Origin of the sequence: Corynebacterium riegelii, assembly GCF_001263755.1 — a bacterium.
Lineage (GTDB): Bacteria > Actinomycetota > Actinomycetes > Mycobacteriales > Mycobacteriaceae > Corynebacterium > Corynebacterium riegelii.
This window is the reverse complement of sequence record NZ_CP012342.1, coordinates 1,021,881-1,042,241: the sequence shown is the minus strand read 5'-3', so window position 1 is coordinate 1,042,241 and position 20,361 is coordinate 1,021,881. Positions and strand designations below refer to the sequence as shown.

16 protein-coding genes are annotated in these 20,361 nt (G+C 61.6%); 9 read left to right on the top strand and 7 right to left on the bottom strand.

The window, feature by feature from the left end; genetic code table 11:
- The first annotated feature begins 12 nt into the window (after positions 1 to 12).
- Positions 13 to 876 (top strand): methyltransferase domain-containing protein, encoded by an 864-nt coding sequence (locus AK829_RS04995; protein WP_052204797.1) that lies wholly within the window; start codon positions 13 to 15, stop codon positions 874 to 876.
- A gap of 55 nt (positions 877 to 931) precedes the next feature.
- On the opposite strand, the gene AK829_RS04990 is transcribed toward AK829_RS04995, so the two are convergent.
- Positions 932 to 2,350: a GH32 C-terminal domain-containing protein gene (locus AK829_RS04990; RefSeq protein ID WP_052204796.1), complete on the bottom strand. Its 1,419-nt coding sequence runs from the start codon at positions 2,348 to 2,350 to the stop codon at positions 932 to 934.
- Between the two features lie 17 nt (positions 2,351 to 2,367).
- Positions 2,368 to 3,528: a glycogen synthase gene (gene glgA, locus AK829_RS04985; protein WP_141738194.1), complete on the bottom strand. Its 1,161-nt coding sequence runs from the start codon at positions 3,526 to 3,528 to the stop codon at positions 2,368 to 2,370.
- Between the two features lie 90 nt (positions 3,529 to 3,618).
- On the opposite strand from glgA, the gene glgC reads away from it, so the two are divergent.
- Entirely contained in the window at positions 3,619 to 4,836 is a 1,218-nt protein-coding gene (gene glgC / locus AK829_RS04980) for a glucose-1-phosphate adenylyltransferase (RefSeq protein WP_052204793.1), read from the top strand.
- Here glgC and AK829_RS04975 read toward each other — a convergent pair.
- Positions 4,833 to 5,456, bottom strand: coding sequence for an O-methyltransferase (locus tag AK829_RS04975; RefSeq protein ID WP_408606288.1), 624 nt, complete (start codon positions 5,454 to 5,456; stop codon positions 4,833 to 4,835). The genes glgC and AK829_RS04975 overlap by 4 nt on opposite strands.
- Positions 5,457 to 5,538: 82 nt before the next feature.
- Here AK829_RS04975 and sigE point away from each other — a divergent pair, with 82 nt between their 5' ends.
- Genes sigE through AK829_RS04960 form a run of 3 tightly spaced genes read left to right on the top strand, consistent with a single transcriptional unit; the run spans position 5,539 to position 6,869 of the window.
- Positions 5,539 to 6,147, top strand: coding sequence for an RNA polymerase sigma factor SigE (gene sigE / locus AK829_RS04970; RefSeq protein ID WP_052204789.1), 609 nt, complete (start codon positions 5,539 to 5,541; stop codon positions 6,145 to 6,147).
- Complete coding sequence (locus AK829_RS04965; protein ID WP_052204788.1) at positions 6,144 to 6,479, top strand: anti-sigma factor; 336 nt, start codon at positions 6,144 to 6,146, stop codon at positions 6,477 to 6,479. The genes sigE and AK829_RS04965 overlap by 4 nt, the downstream gene beginning before the upstream one ends.
- On the top strand, positions 6,480 to 6,869 hold the full coding sequence (locus AK829_RS04960) for a Sec-independent protein translocase family protein (RefSeq protein WP_052204786.1): 390 nt from the start codon (positions 6,480 to 6,482) through the stop codon (positions 6,867 to 6,869).
- Between the two features lie 24 nt (positions 6,870 to 6,893).
- Here AK829_RS04960 and AK829_RS04955 read toward each other — a convergent pair whose 3' ends face one another.
- Positions 6,894 to 8,030, bottom strand: coding sequence for an Mrp/NBP35 family ATP-binding protein (locus AK829_RS04955; RefSeq protein WP_052204784.1), 1,137 nt, complete (start codon positions 8,028 to 8,030; stop codon positions 6,894 to 6,896).
- Between the two features lie 56 nt (positions 8,031 to 8,086).
- On the opposite strand from AK829_RS04955, the gene AK829_RS04950 reads away from it, so the two are divergent.
- Together AK829_RS04950 and AK829_RS04945 are read left to right on the top strand one after the other, a co-directional pair.
- Positions 8,087 to 8,584 (top strand): general stress protein, encoded by a 498-nt coding sequence (locus AK829_RS04950; RefSeq protein ID WP_052204783.1) that lies wholly within the window; start codon positions 8,087 to 8,089, stop codon positions 8,582 to 8,584.
- A gap of 4 nt (positions 8,585 to 8,588) precedes the next feature.
- The gene (locus tag AK829_RS04945) at positions 8,589 to 9,338 is read left to right on the top strand and encodes a hypothetical protein (protein ID WP_052204781.1); all 750 of its coding nucleotides are present in this window, start codon (positions 8,589 to 8,591) and stop codon (positions 9,336 to 9,338) included.
- Between the two features lie 82 nt (positions 9,339 to 9,420).
- Here AK829_RS04945 and AK829_RS04940 read toward each other — a convergent pair whose 3' ends face one another.
- The 3 genes from AK829_RS04940 to AK829_RS04930 form a co-directional block, all read right to left on the bottom strand.
- Positions 9,421 to 13,152 (bottom strand): multifunctional oxoglutarate decarboxylase/oxoglutarate dehydrogenase thiamine pyrophosphate-binding subunit/dihydrolipoyllysine-residue succinyltransferase subunit, encoded by a 3,732-nt coding sequence (locus AK829_RS04940; protein WP_052204779.1) that lies wholly within the window; start codon positions 13,150 to 13,152, stop codon positions 9,421 to 9,423.
- A 133-nt stretch (positions 13,153 to 13,285) separates the two neighbouring features.
- Positions 13,286 to 16,810: an ABC transporter ATP-binding protein gene (locus AK829_RS04935; protein WP_232305786.1), complete on the bottom strand. Its 3,525-nt coding sequence runs from the start codon at positions 16,808 to 16,810 to the stop codon at positions 13,286 to 13,288.
- A gap of 83 nt (positions 16,811 to 16,893) precedes the next feature.
- Positions 16,894 to 17,793, bottom strand: coding sequence for a hypothetical protein (locus AK829_RS04930; protein ID WP_198147787.1), 900 nt, complete (start codon positions 17,791 to 17,793; stop codon positions 16,894 to 16,896).
- A gap of 61 nt (positions 17,794 to 17,854) precedes the next feature.
- Between AK829_RS04930 and AK829_RS04925 the strand changes: the two genes are divergently transcribed.
- A complete protein-coding gene (locus AK829_RS04925; protein ID WP_052204776.1) occupies positions 17,855 to 19,399 on the top strand; it encodes a carboxylesterase/lipase family protein in 1,545 nt (514 codons plus the stop codon).
- Between the two features lie 131 nt (positions 19,400 to 19,530).
- Entirely contained in the window at positions 19,531 to 20,358 is an 828-nt protein-coding gene (locus AK829_RS04920) for a hypothetical protein (protein WP_052204774.1), read from the top strand.
- Positions 20,359 to 20,361 lie beyond the last annotated feature (3 nt).

Genomic DNA, 20,361 nt, shown 5'->3' with positions numbered 1-20,361 from the left:
TAGGATGCACGCATGCTGAAAGACATCGTTGACGTGCTGGCTGACCCGGTGGATCGCACCCCATTGCGCGTGGAGGATGGCGGCGCCCGGTTGGTGTCGGAGTCCGGGCATTCGTATGACGTGGCTCGTCAAGGCTATGTCACGCTTGCTGGGGGCAAGGGCCTCAACCATGAGGGTGACTCGCTGGAGATGGTGCAGTCGCGTGAGGCGTTTTTGTCGCAGGGGTATTTCGCGCCGTTTGTGGAGGCCGTCACCGAGGCCGTGGAGCAGGTGCTGGGAGTCAGCGCTGCTGGCGTTGAAGAGCCGGTGATTCTGGAGGTCGGTGCCGGTACCGGTTACTACCTGGCGCACACGCTGGACACCGTTGAGGGGGCGCGTGGCGTGGGTCTGGACATTTCTGTGCCGGCCGCGAAGCACTTGGCTAAGTCGCACCCGCGAGTGGGTGCGGTGGTTGCGGATGTGTGGGAGGGCCTCCCGCTTCACGACGCCTCGGTGCACGCCCTGACCGTCGTCTTCGCGCCCCGCAACCCGGCGGAGTTTGCGCGCGTGCTTGTAGACGGCGGCGAGGCCGTCATCCTCACCGCCCACCAAGGCCACCTGGATGAGCTGCGTGAGCCGCTGGGTATTTTGGGCGTTGAAGGCGGCAAGCTGGAGCGCATGCTTGAGCAGGCGGAAGGCCACCTGGAGTTGGTGGGTGAGCCGCAGCTCATTGAGTTCCCGATGGAGTTGGAGCGCGCCGCGATCGCCGCCCAGGTGGGCATGAGCCCGTCGGCACGCCACCTGGATAAGGAAACGCTTGCAAGCCGTGTTGCGGCGCTGCCGGAGACGTTGCGGGTCACCGCGAAGGCGAACCTGGTTCACCTGCGCAAGGCGTAGGCGTGGGCGAGGTTAGACTCGCCCACGGGGGGACAGACTCGCCCACGGGGCGGGACTAGAGCAGCGAGCTGTGGCCGCGACGCCACTCGGAGTAGATCTCCGCGTTGCCGTTTGCGCGCACCCTGATGCCGCTGGAGCCGTTTTCGGGCCAGAAGCGTGAGCTCATGGCCACGCTGCCGCCACCGGCGTAGACCTCAAGCGTGGAGCCGTCGACGATGACGGTGATGTTGTCCTCGTCATCGTCGTGAAGCGGGGCGGTCTTCGGATCCCCGTCGAAACGATCAAGCTCGATGTGCTCGCCGGTGTGGCGGATGCGGGCGGCGGGTTCGCCGTTGCCGTCGATAATCTCAACGACAACCTCGGAGCCTGCGGGGATGTCGCACAGGCCGGTCCACAACAGGGCACGCTGTGCCTCATCAACCGCGTCCGGAAGCCCCGGCGCCGGCACCTGGTAGAGGTGGCCGTGCTGCAACGTGATGCGCCGCGGCAGGGTCAGTGCGTTGGCCCAACCTTCCGTCTCCCAGTTGGGTTCAGCGGTGGGGTCCCCGCTGCGGCCGGAGTTGGTCATAAACCCGTAGATGTAGGCGCGCTCGTACAGCTTGAACTCGTCTTCGGTGCCGCGCGGGTAGTTGGTGTTGCGCGGGCGTGTGAAGTCATGGCCAAAGTCGAAGCGCTGGCTTGGGGTGACCACATGAAACTGGTTGCCCTCCAAACGCCCGATGATGTAGCTGGCGATGTCCTTGCCGTCCACTTCGGTGGTGATGAACAGCACGTCATAAATGTTGCCGTCCACTTCGTCACGCAGGCGCACCAGACGCGGGGCGACTAGGGAGCCGTCCATTTCAAACCCAGCATCACCGACGAACTCCAGCGGGCCGATGAACTGCCAGGCGCGCCCGTCGTCGGAGCTCAGCACCACCGGCTGCGGGTTGTCGGAGGGGCCGGTGACAGCGAGCATGAGCCAGCCTTCGTGGCCTGCGTCACGGTCGCTTAAGCGGCTCCAGCCAGGGATGACGCACGGGGAGCGGAAGTTGGAAAACTCGTCGGTGCTTTCCACCACCTTGCCTAGGCGTTTCACGGCGGTGGAGACCTCCACCGTGTCGTCCTCAAGATCGCTGCACAACGCGTCCACGTCATCAACGCGGGCCACCTGGACGGTGCTGCCGGCATCGGTGCGGGAGGTGAAGTAGATGTCAATGCCGTCGTCTTCCACATCGCCGCCGACAACGGCGCCTGCGCGCAGGTGGCGCTCCCCACCGGCGGGGACGATCGCGTCGTTGCACTCGTACCAGCTAAACGGGTCGCCTTCGCTTGCGCTGTGGCCCCAGCGGCTCTGGCCGTCCGGGGTTGGGCGGTACTGGTAGAACATGTGCCACACGTGTTCGTTTTTCGCGCCGAGGCGGATAACACCAGCGGGTCCTTCGAGGATGCCTTCCTCGGCGGTGAGGTGCAGTTCGGGTCTAAACGTAGTCATCAGCGAGCAGGTTCCTCTTAGATCAGCTTCTTGTAAATATCAACGGTTTGTTGCGCAATGGTGGCCCAGGAAAAATCGGCCACCGCGCGTTCGCGGCCAGCCTGGCCCATGCGTGCGGCAGTGTCCGCGTCCGCAACAACGGCGTTCACGGCCTCGGCCAGGTTGCGCTCGAAGGTTTCGGGATCCGATTCGTCGTAGTCCACCAGCGTGCCGGTCACGCCGTCCACAACAACCTCGGGGATACCACCCACGCGTGAGGCCACCACGGCGGTGCCGCACGCCATCGCCTCAAGGTTGACAATGCCCAGCGGCTCATAGATAGACGGGCAGACAAACACGTCAGATGCGGCGTAGACCTCGCGGATCTTATCGGCCGGCAGCATCTCTTCCACCCAGAACACACCGTCGCGCTCAGCGCGCAGCTTGTCCACAAGACCCTGAGTTTCGGCTGCGATCTCCGGCGTATCGGGTGCACCGGCGCAGAGGATGAGCTGCACGGAAGCGTCGAAAAGCTGGGCTGCCTTGAGCAAATGGGGGACACCCTTTTGGCGGGTGATGCGGCCAACAAACGACACGATGGGCCGCGTCGGGTCAACCCCGAGCTCCTCGGTGATGGTGCCCTTGGTGGGGTACCACAGCTCAGTGTCAATGCCGTTGAGCACCACATGCACCTTGTCCGGGTCAATGCTGGGGTAGGCGCGCAAAATGTTGTCTTTCATGCCGGAAGACACGGCGATGACAGCATCCGCGTTCTCCATGGCGTTTTTCTCGCTCCAGGAAGACACGTTGTAGCCGCCGCCGAGCTGCTCACGCTTCCACGGGCGGTCCGGCTCCAAAGAGTGGGCGGTGGCCACGTGAGGAATGTCATACATCAGCCCGGTCAGATGGCCACCCAGGCCCGCGTACCAGGTGTGGGAGTGGACCACATCAAGGTTGTTCGCGCTGTGCGCCATGCGCAGGCCGGTGGACAGCGTTTTCAACGCACCGTTGGCGTCTTCCAGCGCCGGATCGACGCCGTGGACGTACACATTTGCCTCGTCCCGCGGCGCGCCCATGCAGTGCACATCTACGTCCACACCGTCGATGCCTCGCATGAAGCGCGTGAGCTCTGTGACGTGGACGCCGGCACCGCCGTAGATTTCCGGCGGATATTCTTTTGTCATCATTCCCACTCTCATGTCCGCCACCCTAGTGACGTTTCGCAAACTGTGTCAGGAAGCTTGCTAGTTGTGCTGCGAGCGGGCCATGTTTTCCCTAGTCTTAGACATATGAAGAGCCAGCCACGTGTCCTTGCAATTGTCCTTGCGGGCGGCGAGGGGAAGCGTCTTTTTCCCTTGACCGCGGACCGCGCGAAACCCGCTGTTCCGTTTGGCGGTAATTACCGCTTGATTGATTTCGTTTTGTCCAACTTGGTGAATGCGGGCTATATGCGTATTGCGGTGTTGACGCAGTACAAGTCGCACTCCCTGGACCGTCACGTGGCTACGGCGTGGAATGTGTCGGGCCCGACGTCGCAGTACATTGCGTCGGTGCCGGCGCAGCAGCGTCGCGGTAAGCGTTGGTACAACGGCTCGGCGGATGCGATTTTGCAGTCGCTGAACCTGATTTATGACGATAAGCCGGACTACGTCCTAGTCTTCGGTGCGGATCACGTCTACCGCATGGATCCCTCGCAGATGGTGGAAGATCACATTGCTTCGGGCAAGGACGCTACGGTTGCGGGTATCCGCGTGCCGCGTGAGGAGGCCACGGCCTTTGGCTGCATCCAGTCTGAAGAGGACGGCACGATTACGGAGTTTTTGGAAAAGCCCGCCAACCCGCCGGGTACCCCGGATGATCCGGATATGACCTATGCGTCCATGGGCAACTACTGCTTCTCTACGGAGGCGTTGATCAAAGCCCTGCTTGAAGACGAGCAGGATGAAGACTCTGACCACGACATGGGTGGCAACATCATCCCGTACTTCGTGTCCAAGGGTCAGGCCAACGTGTATGACTTCTCCTCGAACGATGTGCCGGGCGCGACAGATCGTGACAAGGGCTACTGGCGTGACGTAGGCACCATCGACTCGTTCTACGAGGCGCACATGGATCTGATTTCCTCGCACCCCGTGTTCAATCTGTACAACAGCGCGTGGCCGATTCACTCCACGGAGGACGGCAACCTGCCGCCGGCGAAGTTCGTGCTGGGCGGTATTGCGCAGGAGTCCATTGTGGCCTCCGGCTCGATTGTGTCGGGGGCGACGGTGCGCAACTCCGTACTGTCCACGGACGTGCGTGTGGAGGAAGGCGCCACCGTGGAGGGCTCCGTGCTGCTGCCGGGTGTGCGCATTGGCAAGGGTGCCGTGGTGCGCCACTGCATTTTGGATAAGAACGTCTACGTCTCTGACGGTGAGATCATCGGCGTGGACGCGGAGCGCGACCGCCAGCGCTACACCGTCTCTGACGGCGGCGTTGTGGTGGTTGGCAAAAACGAAGTGGTTTAGCGCTTCGTAATTAAGGTGAGCCCGCCGTCGAGCGGCAGGCGGGCCACCAGCGCGCCGTGGTCGGCGGCGAGCGTTTCCACGTAGTCGTCGGCGCTACGTGCAGCGTCGGTGTCGCGGTCGCGGCGGGAGGGGTCGGCCAACGTGCCGTCTAGAAGCGAATCGGCGACAACGATCATTCCGCCCTGGCTGAGCAGCGGCCAGGCAAGCTCAAGCACTGCCTGCAGCTCGCGCGGGGCAACATCCAGGTAGATCAGCTGGTAGGCCTGTGCGGCCAGGCGGCCCATGACATCCAGCGGGCGCGCGGTGAGGAAGCGAGTGCGCGACGCGCCGTGTCCGGCAAGCTTGAACGCGTCCTTCGCGCCGGCCTGCAGCGCCGCATCCGGCTCAATGCAGGTCAGCGTGGCCTTCTCCGGCAGGCCCGCCAGTAGGTGCAGGCCAACCACACCAGCGGCCGGGGTTACGGCCACCGCGCCCTGGGTGCCGGTCGTGCCAGCCAAGGTCTGCAGCAAGGAGCCGACGACTATGGACGGCGCACGCAACCCATTTTCATCCGCCTCTACATGGGCGCGATGCAGCGCATCGGGTGCCTCGGTGAGACGGTCGGTGATGTAAGAGGTCATCTGGGTAAACGCTGTTGCAGTCACGATTTGAAGCATAGTTGGTTGGCTACGCCGTGGTGGCCATAGTGGTAATATCTCGGTGATGAATGCGCCAGAGACGCAAGACACAGCGGAAATGCTCAGCGGCACCGCGGCCTTTGATGCCGGGACGGGCGAAATGCCGACATGGGGTGAGTTGGTGCGCGAGCACGCGGACAGCGTGTATCGCCTGGCGTATCGCTTAACGGGTGACAAGCACGACGCGGAGGATCTGACGCAGGAAACCTTTATGCGTGTGTTTCGCAACGTGTCCAAGTACCAGCCCGGCACGTTTGAAGGCTGGCTGCACCGCATCACCACGAACCTGTTTATGGACATGGTGCGTCACCGCGCAAAGATCCGCATGGAGGCCCTGCCTGAGGATTATGAGCGCGTGCCTGCGGTCACCATGACCCCGGATGAGGCGTACAACGCGTCTGTGCTGGACCCGGCGTTGCAGGCGGCGTTGGATGAGCTGAGCCCGGATTTCAAGGTTGCTGTGGTGTTGTGTGACGTGGTGGGGATGAGCTACGAGGAAATCGCAGACACCCTGGGGGTGAAGATGGGCACGGTGCGCTCTCGTATTCACCGCGGGCGTACCCAGCTGCGTCAGTCTTTGGAGCAGCAGGCGGAGGTGGACGCCGCGGCGAAGGAGTTGATCCGTTCGCGATGACTAGGCGGTTTTCTTCCACGGAGCATTTAGGCCCTGAGGCGGTTGCGGCGTTTGTAGACGGGGAGTTGTCGGCTTGCGCCACCCGTCGCGCCCAGGACCACATTGCGCAGTGCCAGGAGTGTCATGAGGAGGTGGTGGCGCAGCGTGGGGCGTCTCAACGCATGCGCTTTTTGCGTACCGACGAGCACGTGAAAGCCCCCACCTCCCTCATCGAGAAGCTTGCCAACATGTGTGATGACGACGAACTGCATGACGCGGCCGAAGCTAAGCGCAGCCCGCGCGAGAAGCTTGCTGACGCGCTGCAACGCTTCCGTCAGGGTAGAGTGACATAGGTGTTTTCCAGTTTCGGTTGGGGAGAGTTCCTCTTCGTCATGATCATCGGCCTGATTGTGATCGGGCCGGAACGCCTCCCCAGCGTGATTGAAGACGTACGTGCGGCCATCTACGCCGCACGCAAAGGCATCGCGAATGCCAAAAAAGAACTCAACGGCGAACTTGAGGGCTTCGGGGAGTTCAAAGAGTTCAAAGAACCGCTGGACACCGTGACCAAGTATGCGGCGATGGGGCCGCGCCGAGCGATGACCAGTTTCCTGTTCGAAAGCGACGAAGACGAGCAGCCGCAGGCACCCGCCCAGGCGCCGCAGCAACAAGCGCAGGCGCCGCAGCAACAAGCGCAGGCGCCGAAGCGCGAGGCGGGGTTCAACTGGGAAGACGTGCTGTAGACAGCACGTCAGCACCTACGGCGATTACTTCACCTGGGGGTTGAGGCTTTTGCCAGCCAGGGAGTCGCGGCGTACCTTCAGCTTGCTTGCAATCTCATGAATTGCCTTGGCGGCGGGGGAGTCCGGCTCGGAGATGACTACCGGGTTGCCGTCGTCACCGTGCTGGCGAAGCTTCGGATCCAAAGGAACAGAGCCCAAAAGCTCCACTGCGGAATCCGTCAGCTGCGTCAGGCGCTCGGCTACGTGCTGGCCGCCGCCTTCGCCGAAGATGTTGATCACGGAGCCGTCGTCAAGCAGAAGCCCCGACATGTTCTCCACAACACCCGCGATCTTCTGATCGGTCTGCTGGGCGATGGTGCCGGCGCGCTCCGCAACCTCGGCTGCTGCAGCCTGCGGGGTGGTCACAATGATCAGCTCCGCATTCGGCACGAGCTGCGCAACAGTAATTGCAACATCGCCAGTTCCCGGCGGCAGATCCATAAAGAGCACATCCAGATCGCCCCAGTAGACGTCGCCTAAGAACTGCTGGATAGCGCGGGTAAGCATCGGGCCGCGCCACACAACCGGCGCATTGCCCTCCACAAACTGACCGATGGAAATGTGGCGCACGCCGTGAGTAATCGGCGGCATCAGCATCTCATCCACCACCGTCGGGGTCTGACCCACAGAGCCCATGAGGCCTGGGATGGAGTGGCCGTAAATATCCGCATCCACAATGCCCACGCTCAACCCCTGCTGCGCAAGGGCGGTGGCCAGATTCACCGTCATGGAGCTTTTACCCACGCCACCCTTGCCGGAGGCGACCGCGAACACGCGGGTGCGCGAATTCGGGTCAGCAAACGGGATAGCCGGGCCAGTCTGCTCACCGCGCAGCTTGGTCGCTAGCTCGCGGCGCTGCTCGTCGCTCATCGTGTCCATAGACACGCTCACGTTGCCCACACCCTCAAGCTCTTCAAGCACGGCGCGGGTGTTGCGCTCAATCGTGTCGCGCATTGGGCAACCAGCAATAGTCAGGTAAATGACTACCGACACGTCATTGCCGGTGATGTCAATGGATTTGACCATGCCAAGCTCAGTGATCGGCTTGCCAATTTCCGGGTCGTCCACACGCGAAAGCGCTTCAGTAACAAGTGCAGTGGTGATCGAATTCGTTGTAGCCATGGTGACAAGCAAGTATAGGCGTTTGCCCGGGGACTATAGTAAGCAGCGTGACTTCCATGACTCAGCCCCCATTCAGCGGGCGCGACCCGCGGCAAGTACCCTCCGGCTGGCCCGTAGGCAGCTTCCAAACCTACGCCGAAGCTCAAGCCGCCGTAGACAGCCTGGCGGACCGCAACTTCCCAGTGCAGAAGCTCACCATCGTGGGTGTGGATCTCATGCAGGTGGAAAGCATCACCGGCAAACTCACCTGGGGCCGCATCCTCGGTGGCGGCGCGCTGTCAGGCATGTGGATGGGTGTATTCATCGGCCTGATTCTGTCCCTGTTTACACAGACTGGCACCGGCTGGGCAATCATCCTGTGGTCCCTGCTCATCGGCGCCATCTTTGGCCTGGTGTTCGCGGCAATCGCGTACGCCTTTACTGGCGGGAAGCGTGATTTTTCGTCTGCAACCACCATCGTCGCCGGCCACTACGACGTGCTGTGCGACCCGGACGCCGCAACCCAAGCACGCGACATGATCGCCTCCCCGAATCAGCCCGGCCCGACGCAGTAACCGTATGGGCAAGGCAGGCGTAAAACGTGTAATTGCGGCAGCGACGGTGGTTGCCGCGGCGCTGGGCACCTCAGGGTGTGCGTCCACGCAGGGGCTGAAAGAGCTGCGGTCCATCTGGACCAAGCAAGGAACCCCGGTGGCTATCGGTATTAACCCGCACTCATCAGAGCAAGTGGTGTTAGGGGAGATCTATAGCCAGATCTTTGACGCGATGGGCTACGCGGCTGGCGTATCCAGCTTGAGCGCCAGTGAGACACAAGACGCGCTGACCCTGCTTCGGAACCAGCCTGTAGATCTTGTGATCACATGCACCGGCACCCTGCTTGAGTCGCAAGATCCCAACAAGGCTGAAGAACTCAAGGCAAGCGACCTCAGCGGGCCTGAGCTTTCGGACGCCACCTACGACGCCATGGTGGCCACCTTCCCCTTCAACATGAGCACGGTAAATCCGTCGCCGGCAGAAGGCTGCGCGCCGGTGGAGGAGATGCCAGGGGAGGCGCCGGAGGACGCATTGGAGGGGGAGGCGCCTGTGGAGGAGCCTCGGGGATTGCCGCAAAACATCGTGCCGGTGTTCCTAGACGGCAAGTTTGACCACGGAACGATCACACGCATCAACTTCATCACTCGTGTGATGGCTACCGATGAGATTCAGGAGATCGCCGCCGAGGTGGATAACGGTGCCCCTGTGGGTCAGGCGGTGTCTGCGTGGATCGCGGAGTACGCAGGCATTATGGGCGCTGTCCCAGAAGAGTAAAGCACGCAGCGCACAACGCCCAGCGCAAGGCAAAGGCCCCCACACACTGTGCGGGGGCCTTTCGCTTATCTAATGGGGGCGGTTATTTGGCAAACGCCTCGTCGATAAGCTGCTGCTCTTCCTGCTGGTGGATCTTGCCCACGCCGGTTGCAGTGGTGGACTGCGCACGGCGGGAGACACGAACCATCTCAGGCATATCCGGGATCAGGTTGCGCAGGTGCTCGTTGTAGAACGGCCACGGACCCTGGTTAGCCGGCTCATCCTGCACGAAGCGGATCTCCTTGGCGTTCGGGTAGTTCGCAAACGCATCCTTGAGGCGGTTGAACGGGATCGGGTGCAGCATTTCAAGGCGGATGATCGCAACGTCATCACGACCGTCCTTCTCCTTGCGCTTAGCAAGCTCGTAGTAGATCTTGCCGGAGCACAGCAGGATGGTGGTGACCTTGTCAGTGTCGGCGATCTTCTTGTTGCCGCGCTCCACAAACGTTGGATCATCAATCACGGACTGGAAGCGGTTGACCTCGGTGAAGTCCGCAGGCTGGGACACAGCTGCCTTGTTGCGCAGCATGGACTTCGGCGTGAATACCACCAGCGGACGCTTCATCTCGCCGAGTGCCTGGCGGCGCAGCAGGTGGAAGTGGTTCGCCGGAGTAGACGGCTGTGCAATGGTCATGGAGCCCTCAGCAACCAGCTGCAGGTAGCGCTCGATGCGTGCGGAGGAGTGGTCCGGACCCTGGCCCTCGTAGCCGTGCGGCAGGAGCATGATCAGACTGGACAGCTCGCCCCACTTGGTCTCACCGGAGGAGATGTACTCATCAATGATGGTCTGCGCACCGTTGGCGAAGTCACCGAACTGTGCCTCCCATGCCACCACAGCGTCGTGGTCAGCGATGGTGTAGCCGTACTCAAAGCCAAGGCCTGCAAACTCGGTCAGTGCGGAGTTGTACACCTCGAAGCGGCCACCGTTGCCGGCCTCAACGGCCGCGTGGTCGATCGGGTTGAACGCTTCGCCGTTCTCCGGGTTGTACAGCACTGCGTGGCGCTGGGTGAAGGTACCGCGCTGGCTGTCCTCACCGGCGAGGCGGACAAAGCGGCCTTCCTTGGCCAGGGAACCGAAGGCGAGGAGTTCGCCCCAGCCCCAGTCAATGTCACCGTTTTCGAAGGAGCCGCCACGGTTCTTCAGCACGTTCTTCAGGCGCTTGTTCGGCGTGAAGTCCTCCGGCAGGTCAGCGTAGGTATCGGCCAGCTTCTTGAAGGTCTCTTCCGTGATGTTGGTGTCCAGACCACGGGTGAGCTCCTGAGAATCCGTAATACCGGTCTGCTCGCTCGGTGCACCCTCGGAAGCCTTCACATCAGAGAACACAGCGTCGAGCTGATCGTGGAAGTCCTGTGCCGCAATCTCCGCTTCTTCCTGGGAGATGTCGCCGCGGCCAATGAGGTCATTGGTGTAGCGGGTACGCACGGACGGGTGGGAGTCAATGCGGTCGTACATGACCGGCTGGGTCACAGTTGGGTCATCAGCCTCGTTGTGGCCGCGCAGGCGGTAGCAGATCAGGTCAATGAAGACGTCCTTGCCAAACTCGCGGCGGTACTCGGTTGCCAGCTGGGCAACCCATGCGGCTGCCTCCGGGTCGTCACCATTGACGTGGAAGACCGGGCAGTCGAAGCCCTTGGCCAGGTCGGTGGCGTAGTAGGAGGAACGGCCGGAGTCCGGGGTGGTGGTGAAGCCGATCTGGTTGTTCACAATCACATGCACCGTGCCGCCGACGGAGTAGCCCGGCAGGCGAGACAGGTTCAGGGTCTCCTGGACCACGCCCAGACCAGCGAAGGATGCGTCACCGTGGAGCATGATCGGCATGACCGGGAAGTCCTCGCGGCCTTCCTCAGCCTTGAGCAGGTCGGTCTTGGCGCGTGCCATACCCACCAGCACCGGATCCACAGCCTCAAGGTGGGACGGGTTAGCGGCCAGGGAGACCTTGATCTCACCGTCGCCGAACATCTGGATGTGCTCGCCCTCAAAGCCCAAGTGGTACTTCACGTCACCGGAGCCACCCTGCTGAGCAGCCTTGAAGTTGCCCTCGAACTCGTTGAAGATCGTCGCAACCGGCTTGCCAACAATGTTGAACAGCACGTTCAGGCGGCCACGGTGCGGCATGCCAATGACAACCTCGTCCAGGCCCTGGCCGGCGGCGGTGTCAATCGCAGCGTCCATAAGCGGGATCAGGGTCTCCGCACCCTCAAGGGAGAAGCGCTTCTGGCCCAGGTACTTGGTCTGCAGGAAGTTCTCAAAGGCCTCAGCGGCGTTGAGCTTCTGCAGGATGTACTTCTGCTCCGCGTTGGTCGGCTTCGGCATGCCAGCCTCCATGCGGTCACGCAGCCACTCACGCTCATCACGGTCCATCACGTGTGCGTACTCAGCGCCAACGTGCAGGGTGTAGGCGGCGCGCAGGCGAGACAGCACCTCGCGCAGCGTCATGCGCTCCTTGCCGCCGAAACCACCCACGTGGAAGGTGCGGTCCAGATCCCACAGGGTCAGGCCGTGGGACTCCAGCAGCAGGTCGCGGGAATCCGGCTTCGGCAGGCCCGGCTGGTGCCAGCGCAGCGGGTTGGTGTCCGCGATCAGGTGGCCACGAGAGCGGTATGCCTCGATGAGCTGCATGACACGGGTGTCCTTGTTAATGCCGGTATCCGGCACGTCCTGTGCCCAGCGCAGCGGGGAGTAAGGGATTTCGAGGGATTCGAAGATTTCGTCCCAAAACTTATCGTCAATAAGCAGCTGCGAAATGTCACGCAGGAACTCACCGGACTCTGCACCCTGGATGACGCGGTGGTCGTAGGTGGAGGTCAGGGTGACCAGCTTGCCCACGCCAAGCTCAGCCAAGCGGTCCTCGGAGGCGCCTGCGAACTCTGCCGGGTAATCCATCGCGCCAACGCCAACGATGGTGCCCTGGCCCTTGGTCAGACGCGGAATGGAGTGGCGGGTACCAATGCCGCCCGGGTTGGTCAGCTGAATGGTCACGCCGGAGAAGTCATCCATGGTCAGCTTGCCCACGCGGGCGCGGTCCACGATGTCCTCGTATGCGTCGACGAACTGGTTAAAGGAGAGCTTCTCGCACTCCTTGATAGCTGCAACTACCAGGTTGCGGGAGCCGTCCTTGCCCGGCAGGTCAATAGCCAGACCCAGGTTGATGTGCTCCGGCTGTACCGCGAAGGACTTCTTCTCTTCCTCGCGGTAGTTCTTGTTCATATCCGGGTGCAGCTTGGTGGCCTGGATGATGGCGTAACCAATGATGTGGGTAAAGGAGATCTTGCCGCCGCGGGTGCGCTTCAAGTGATCATTGACCAAGGCGCGGTTCTCAAACATGAGCTTGACAGGCATGTCACGCACGGTGGTAGCCGTGGGAACCTCAAGCGACTCGTTCATGTTCTTGGCAATAGCGCGGAATGCGCCCTTGAGCTGGGTCTCACCCGGCTCAACCTTAACCTCAGAGATGCGGTCTAGCGGAGACTTCTTCGGCTTCGGCAGAACCGACTGCGGCCTCTTGGTCTGCGCTGCGGCCTGGTCAACCTTGGTTTCACGGCCGTCCTGGCTAGGCGCCGCCGTGGAGCGCGACACCTTCGGATCGGTCTTTGGCTGCGAGGAGCTCTTTGCCGATGGGGTGACGTTGGCGGTGCCCTTCGCAGTCTTCGGAGCGCCCTGCTTTTCAAATAGCTCGCGCCACTCCGCATCGACGGAGTTTGGATCCTCCTGGAACTGCTGGAACATCTCGTCAACCAGCCAGCTGTTCTGGCCGAATGTGTTTTCGCTGCTCACGGCAGGTGTTCGCCTTCCTTCAGTGGTGTTAGTTTGTCTAATTTAGCGACTTCACAACGATGTTAGTGAAATCAGTCACGCTTCGACATCGCCTATAACAATTCTTGCAGGTGTGCCGCCGGAACTACCCCCATTATCGGTGTGCCTCCCACATGCGTGCATACCGGCCTCCCATAGCGAGTAATTCAGCGTGGCTGCCGTCTTCCACAATACGTCCCGAATCAATAAAAACGATACGGTCCGCCCGCGCGGCGGTGGCAAGCCGGTGCGCCACAATAACGGCAGTTCGCCCAACGGTGGCTTGGCTTGATGCGTTGAGCACGGCGCGTTCGGTCGCAGGATCCAGCGTGGCAGTCGCCTCATCTAGAAGCATCGCGTCCGGCTCCAGCAGTTCGGCACGCGCAAGCGCGATGATTTGTCGCTGGCCGGAGCTTAGACGCCTGCCGCGATCACCCACGCGCGCGTTGAAGCCGCCTGGGATGGATGCGATGACGTCTAGCGCACCAATGCGCTCAACTGCTGCCTCGATGTCTGCGTCAGTGGCCTGCGGCATTCCGTAGGCAATGTTGCTGGCAACCGTGCCTGCAAACAGGTATGACTCCTGCGGCACCTGCGCCAGGCTGCGACGCCACTGGGGAAGCGGGAATTCACGAATATCCACACCGGAGGCACGCACAGAACCTTCGACAGGATCGTAGAAGCGCGCTAGGAGTTTGACCACAGTGGATTTGCCCGCGCCGGTCGGGCCGACCAGTGCCACGTTTTCGCCCGGGCGCAGTGCCAGGGTCATATTCGCAATGGTGGGGGTGGTGGCGCTTTGGTAGGTAAACGTGGCGTCGGCAAGCAAAAGCTCCCCACGTACAGCCTGGCGGGCGTCGGGTGAGGTGCCGGTATCGGGCACGTCGGTGCGCTCGCGCAAAAGTTGGGTGATGCGCTCGAAGCTGACGGTGGCTTGCTGCCAGGAATCAAAAATCTGGCCAAGCTGCTGGATCGGCCCGTAGAGCTGGCCGAGATACATGGTGAAGGCTACCAGCACGCCGATGCTGAGCGTGCCATCTGCCACCCGTTGCGCGCCGATGCCTATCACCACTGCCGTCATGATTTGGCTAATGGCCTGCATGGCAGGGAAGTACAGGCCCATGGCGGTAATAGAGCGCATGCGCAGGCGGCGGTAGTGATCGGATTCGGCGGCGAAGGCGGCTTCTGCACGCGCCTCGCCGCGGTGCATCTGGGTGACACGAATGCCGCCGATTAGCTCAGCAAATTGCCCGTTGACCAGGCTGACCTGGGTGCGCGCGGCGCGGTAGAAGCGCTTGGAATAGTGCCGGAACACTAAGGTGGCAAGCACGATCACGGGCACCGCCAGCATGGCAATCAAAGTCAGCGCGCCGTCGGTGGACACCAGCATGACGGACACACCGATCAGTGAGCCGACGGCCACAATCGCCTGGGCAAGACCCGTCTGCAAAAACGAGGACAGCGTGTCAATGTCCGTGGTCATGCGCGTGATGATCTTGCCGGACAGCCGTGATTCGAAATAGCTCAAACCCAGCCGCTGCAGATGCGCGTAACTGCGCAGCCGAAGCCCGTAGAGCAGGCGTTCGCCAGCGCGCGAGGACAGCACCGTCATCGCTACCTCCGCAGCCCAGGCGATCAGCACCACGCCCAGGCCAAGCATGCCTACCTGCAGCAAAAAATCTCGGTTGCCTTGCTCGATGCCGCCGTCAATCGCCGCGCGGGTCAGCGTTGGAAACGCCAGATCCGCCGCCACACCGACCACCAGCAGCGCAACGGTTGCCACGATCAGCCAGCGCACCGCCGAAAACAGGTTGCGCACACGGAACTCGCCCTCCGGCAGTTGCAGTTGTGGCATCTCCGTCGCCTCTGGCAGTTGCGCCACTCGCTCCATCAGCTCCTCGGTGGCGGAGGCAGGCGCAGCATCCTGCGCTACCTCGGGCCACAAGGATTCCGCAGAGGGCTTTTGCTTATCTACGCCTACGTGATCCCCACCAGCGCCCATCAACGCCTGGTAGGCCTCGGTGTGTACCACCTTATCGCGAGGACCGTCCATGATCACGTGGCCGTGATCCATGACAATCACGCGGTCTGCGTGATCCACCGTGGACTGGCGGTGCGCCACCGCGATCACGGTCACCCCGTGAAGGTGGCTTCGAAGATTCGCCAGGATTTTGGCTTCGTTGATGGCATCGATGGCGGATGTGGCGTCGTCAAGCAACAGCACCTTTGGGCGGGCGAGCAGCGCACGGGCGAGTGCTATGCGCTGACGCTGGCCACCGGAGAGGGTCAGCCCGCGCTCACCGACCTCAGTCTGATAGCCCTCGGGCAGGCGCTCAATGAACTCATCAGCAAGCGCTAGGCGCGCTGCCTGCTCCACCTCAGCCTGCGAGGCATCCGGGTTGCCCAGCGCAATGTTGTCGTAGACAGAGGTGGAAAACAGGAAGGCCTCATCAAACACACACGTGACCTGGGTGCGATCAGTGGGGAAGACCGTACCGTGGTCAGGCGTGTAGAAACCGCCGCCAAGCTGCAAAGCCATGGTCTTGCCCGAGCCAGGCGGGCCAACGATAGCCACCTGCTCGCCGGGATTGACGTGCAGCGTGAAGTCATCCAGCACCTGGTTGCCATTGAGCGCAAAATCCACGTGGTCGAAGCGGATGCCCGAGCTGGCCTGCGTTTGCTGTGCTGCGGGTGTTTCGGGTGCTTCGGGGGCTTCTGGTGCGAGTTCGAGGACGTCTTCAAGCCTCGCAACCGAACTCATCCCCATGTGAATGCGCACATACTGGCTTGTCAGCGCGGAAAGCTGCGTGGTCATCGCCATGAGGTAGGCGGTAAACGCCACAAACGTGCCGACGGTGATGTCACCGCGAAGCGCACTCATACCGCCAATCACAATCGTGATCACCAGCGCCACCTTGGGCAGCTGCGCCAACAGCGGCTGGAACCGTGCAGTGAGCTTCGCGGTGCGCATCTTCACTGCGTAGAGCTCTTTGCCCAACGCATCCAGCGCATCAATCTCGCGCTGCTCCTGGCCAAAAGCCTGCACCACGCGAACGCCAGAAACCGTCTCCTCAACCTGCTGCGTGAGATCCGCGGCCTTCTGCTGGTTCACCCAGGTTGCGGCGTACAGCAGACGGCGTGAACGGTTCGCTTCCCAAATCATCAGCGGCAGCAGTGCCAGTGCCATCAGCGACAGTGAGACGTCCATGGCAAACATCACCACAAGCGTGGCCACCAGCTGCAACGCTCGCGTAAACAGCATGGGGGAACTGCCCAACACCATGTGGAACTGGCCCAAGTCTGTAATTGAGCGCGACACCACCTGGCCCGCAACAATGCGGTCCTGACCAGGGCCGTCTAAGCGGTGCAAGGTGCGAAGCAGTTGTACGCGCATCCAGTGCTGGCTATTGGACGCCAAACGCCCCGAGGTAAACCTTCGGATGAAGTTCACAGCAAACGTGGCAAGGGCAATGGCCACCATGGCCCAGGCGACCTTGTGGATATCGCCTGCCGTGTTGCCTGCGGCGATGTCGATCGCACGACCCGTCAGCGCCGGAACCGCTGTTTGAAACACTGCCGAAAACACCGCAGCGGAAAACGCCACAATGGCAGGACCCCGGTTGGCGGACAGCGCACGCAACAGCGCGCGCCTGGCGCTGGGCGGGCTGGATGGTTTGGGCTGAGGTGAAGACAAAATCTACTTGGTCTATCTACTCGGTCTATCTACTCGGTCTCGGCTTCCGGATTCTTCTTGGTGTTTTTAAACAGATTGAGAATCCACGCAGCAAAGTTGCGGGGATCCATGCTCATCTTCGCTTCTGCAGCGTCCGCCTTCTCCGGCAGTGGTTCTGCAAACGCTATGGGGGTGGCCCCCAAGGCGCCGACGGCGTTGTCCACCACGGCGTTAGCAAGCTTCTTGTTCGCAGCCCTGCCGGCAAGCGCGCCAAGGCCCAGCGGCAACAGTTTGCCAATCCAGCCGCGAAGCAGTTTGCGACGCATAGAACGCAGCGCAAACCGGGTTAGCATGCTGTTGGCTTCCTTCAACGTTGGCCCGGAGAACTTGTTCAGCGTGTTTTTGCTCAGCGGCTTGTCACTGTCAGAGCCCAGAATGGTATCCACAATGGCCACGCCCTTCGCGCCGGTCAGCGTGGTCAGCACAACCGCGCGGCGGCGCTCCGGATCGGAGATATCCGTTCCGCGCAGGTATGCCGAGGCAACGGTGTAAAACGCAGCGAGATCCAAAAACAGCACAGACTCACCGGCAATGGCTGCTGCGCCCGTAACAAAACCAACGCCAGGAATCGCCGCTGCAAGGCCCGCGCCAGCGCCGGTTGTGGCAACCGTGGTACGGAACTGCTTCGTCATCAGCTCCTGAATCTCATCTGGCGTTGCGTCTGGGTTTTGGCGACGCAGCCAATTCACGTACGCGCGGATCGTGCCCGTCTGCAGGTTCACTGCCGCATCCACAGAACGGATAAAGGCCTTGCCTAACGGTCCAGCATCCTCAACCAGGCGATTGGGATCCTCTGACTCAATTTCCTTGATCAAGGTCTTTGTCTCGCGTTCGGAGATTGCTGTGCCTTCTGCGTTGTTGTTCTTTTTGTTTCGTTTAGTCCCCAGCATTCGGTGACCTCCTTTTTGTTCTCGAAACAGTCTACGGGTGTGCAGCGCTACGCTGGCGGGCATGGATGGAGAGCAAAGCCTAGAGGTGCCCACTTCGGCGGGCGTCATCCGCGGCTTTATCCACCCCCGAACTGGCGTGCGCACATGGCGCGGCGTGCCCTATGGCGGACCCACCGGTGGCGAGCACCGTTTCCGGGCCCCACAGATGGTCACCCCCTGGGAAGGCGTGCGTGAGACCACCCGTTTTGCCCCGCCCGCCCTCCAAGGCACCTTTGGGTGGAAAGACCACGTTGTTGGTACCGAGGACTGTCTGACACTAGATATCGTGCGCCCGGATACTGATGAAGAGCTGCCAGTGGTGGTCTACTTTCACGGCGGTTCCTTTGTCACTGGCGCAAGCCACGAAAAAGTGTTGCGCGGCCACCAGCTGGCGAAAGCCACCAACGTTGTCTACGTGTCAGTGAACTTCCGCCTCGGCGTGCTGGGGTACCTGGACTTCCGCTCCGTAGGCTCGGACTGTGAGGCCAACCCGGCGATCCATGATCAGATTCTGTCCCTGGCATGGGTGCGCGACAACATTGCCAACTTCGGCGGCAACCCTGAGCGGGTGACCATCATGGGCGAATCCGCTGGCGGCGCCGCAGTCATACACCTCATGTGCGCACCAGCCGCGCGCGGTATGTTCCACGCCGCTGTTGCCCAGAGTCCGCCCGCAGCCGGTGTGCATTCTCGCCCCCAGGCCGAAATGTGGGTACAGCAGCTTATCGACGGCATGGGGATGTCCCGCCTGTCCACCCTCGAAGACCTGCGTAAGGCAGATGCAGCGGACCTGGTAAGAACCGGCCAATCCATGCTGTTCAACGGCAAAGAGCTCGTGCAATTTAACACCGCGTTCATGCCAACCGTGGACGGGATAACACTCAAGGCACACCCCATTGACGTTTTCGATATGGGCAAGCAAGCCGCAGTGCCGCTGATCATTGGCACGAACGCCGATGAAGCCAGCTTTGCCAAAACCATGTACCAAACCATCAAGCAACGCCAACGGGCGGCGCGCCGGGCGTTGAGTGTGTACGACCCGGACAATGCCACCCAGGTCATGCGGGTGTACGGCGATGTGGTGGGCAGACGTGATTTTGCTGAGCTGATTGCAGACGCCGTGTTTTGGGCCCCGTCCGTGTTGGTGGCTACCGCGCACCGGCAGGTGGCGGACACGTGGATGTATCGCTTTGACTACGCCTCTGAGGCGATGCGCAGAATTGGGCTCGGTGCGGTGCACACCTCCGATTTGGCGCCGGTGTTTGGTGATCCGCATGCCACCCGCGCGTCCAAGATTGACCGCTTTGCGCCCGTTGAGGATTTCCAGGAGGTCAGCCGCATGATGCAGTACCACTGGGGCGAGTTCTTCCACCACGGGCGACCGGGGGAGGAGTGGCCGGAGTACGGGTTCCGTGATGAGGATGTGCCGGGGCGTGCCACGGCCATATTTGACCGCGAGTTTTCGGTGCTGTTTGACCCGAAGGCCAGGCAGCGTCGTGCGTGGGAGGGCTTTGATATGCGTGAGTGGGGCATTGGGCGTGCGGAGCTGGTGGAAGACGACGAGTAGGCGCCAAACAAACAGTGCGAATTCATCAGCGCCGTTTCGTTTTCGTGGCTAGGCTGGGGCGGGTCCGCATCCGCGCCGGTTGTGCGTCGTGGATGTCCACTGATGTGCATAGTCAGAAAGGTAGTTCTACCGTGAGCTTTTTCGAGGACATTGCTGCAGCCTTAGACCGCGACGGCATTGAGTCGCGCGTGCATGATGAAACCATGTTTGTGCCGATTACGGCCGATGTGGAGATTCAGTTTGTTGAGATAGATCCGCACTTGCCGGCGGCGAATGTGTATATCGCGGCGGCTGATGTGGATGAAGACGATGATGAGTTTGAAGCCATCTTGGTCTCTGTGGTGTTTTCGGTTGAAGATGCGGTGGACACGGTGGCTACGCATATGGCAACGGACCAGGTGGTCACGGTGCTGGCGGACCTGCTTGAGGGCACCGATGAGCGCATTGGGGACCTGGAGTTTTTCCAGGACGGGGTGAACCCGGATCTGGTGCGCGCCGAGGTTGGTGACAACGCTGAGCTGCACGTAACCCTGCAGGTTATAGACGGCACTCCTAGCGCTGAGGTGCAGTTCGTGGTGCTGGCGGATGACCACGAGGACTTGGTGGATGACGCAATCGGTGAGCTGTGGGAGTCCGATGGGGACGCAGAGCTGACCGAGGAGGACCGCCTTCGCCTGTTTGAGGTCATCCAGTCCGAGAGTGTTGAGGACGCTGAGGTGTTGGATCTTGGCCAGTTCACGGACTTTGACCGTCTGTTTGATGTGCTCTCGCTTGCCGCTGATCAGGCAGAGGACTGGGAGGCGCAGCTTTTGCCGGTGGACGAGGACGATGAGCCCGACGTCTACGACATCTTCGGCCACGACCATCCAGACGAGGACGACGAGGACTTCGACGACGAGGACGAAGATGACGAAGACTTCGACGAGGAAGACGACCTCGACGAGGACGACGAGGACTAGCGG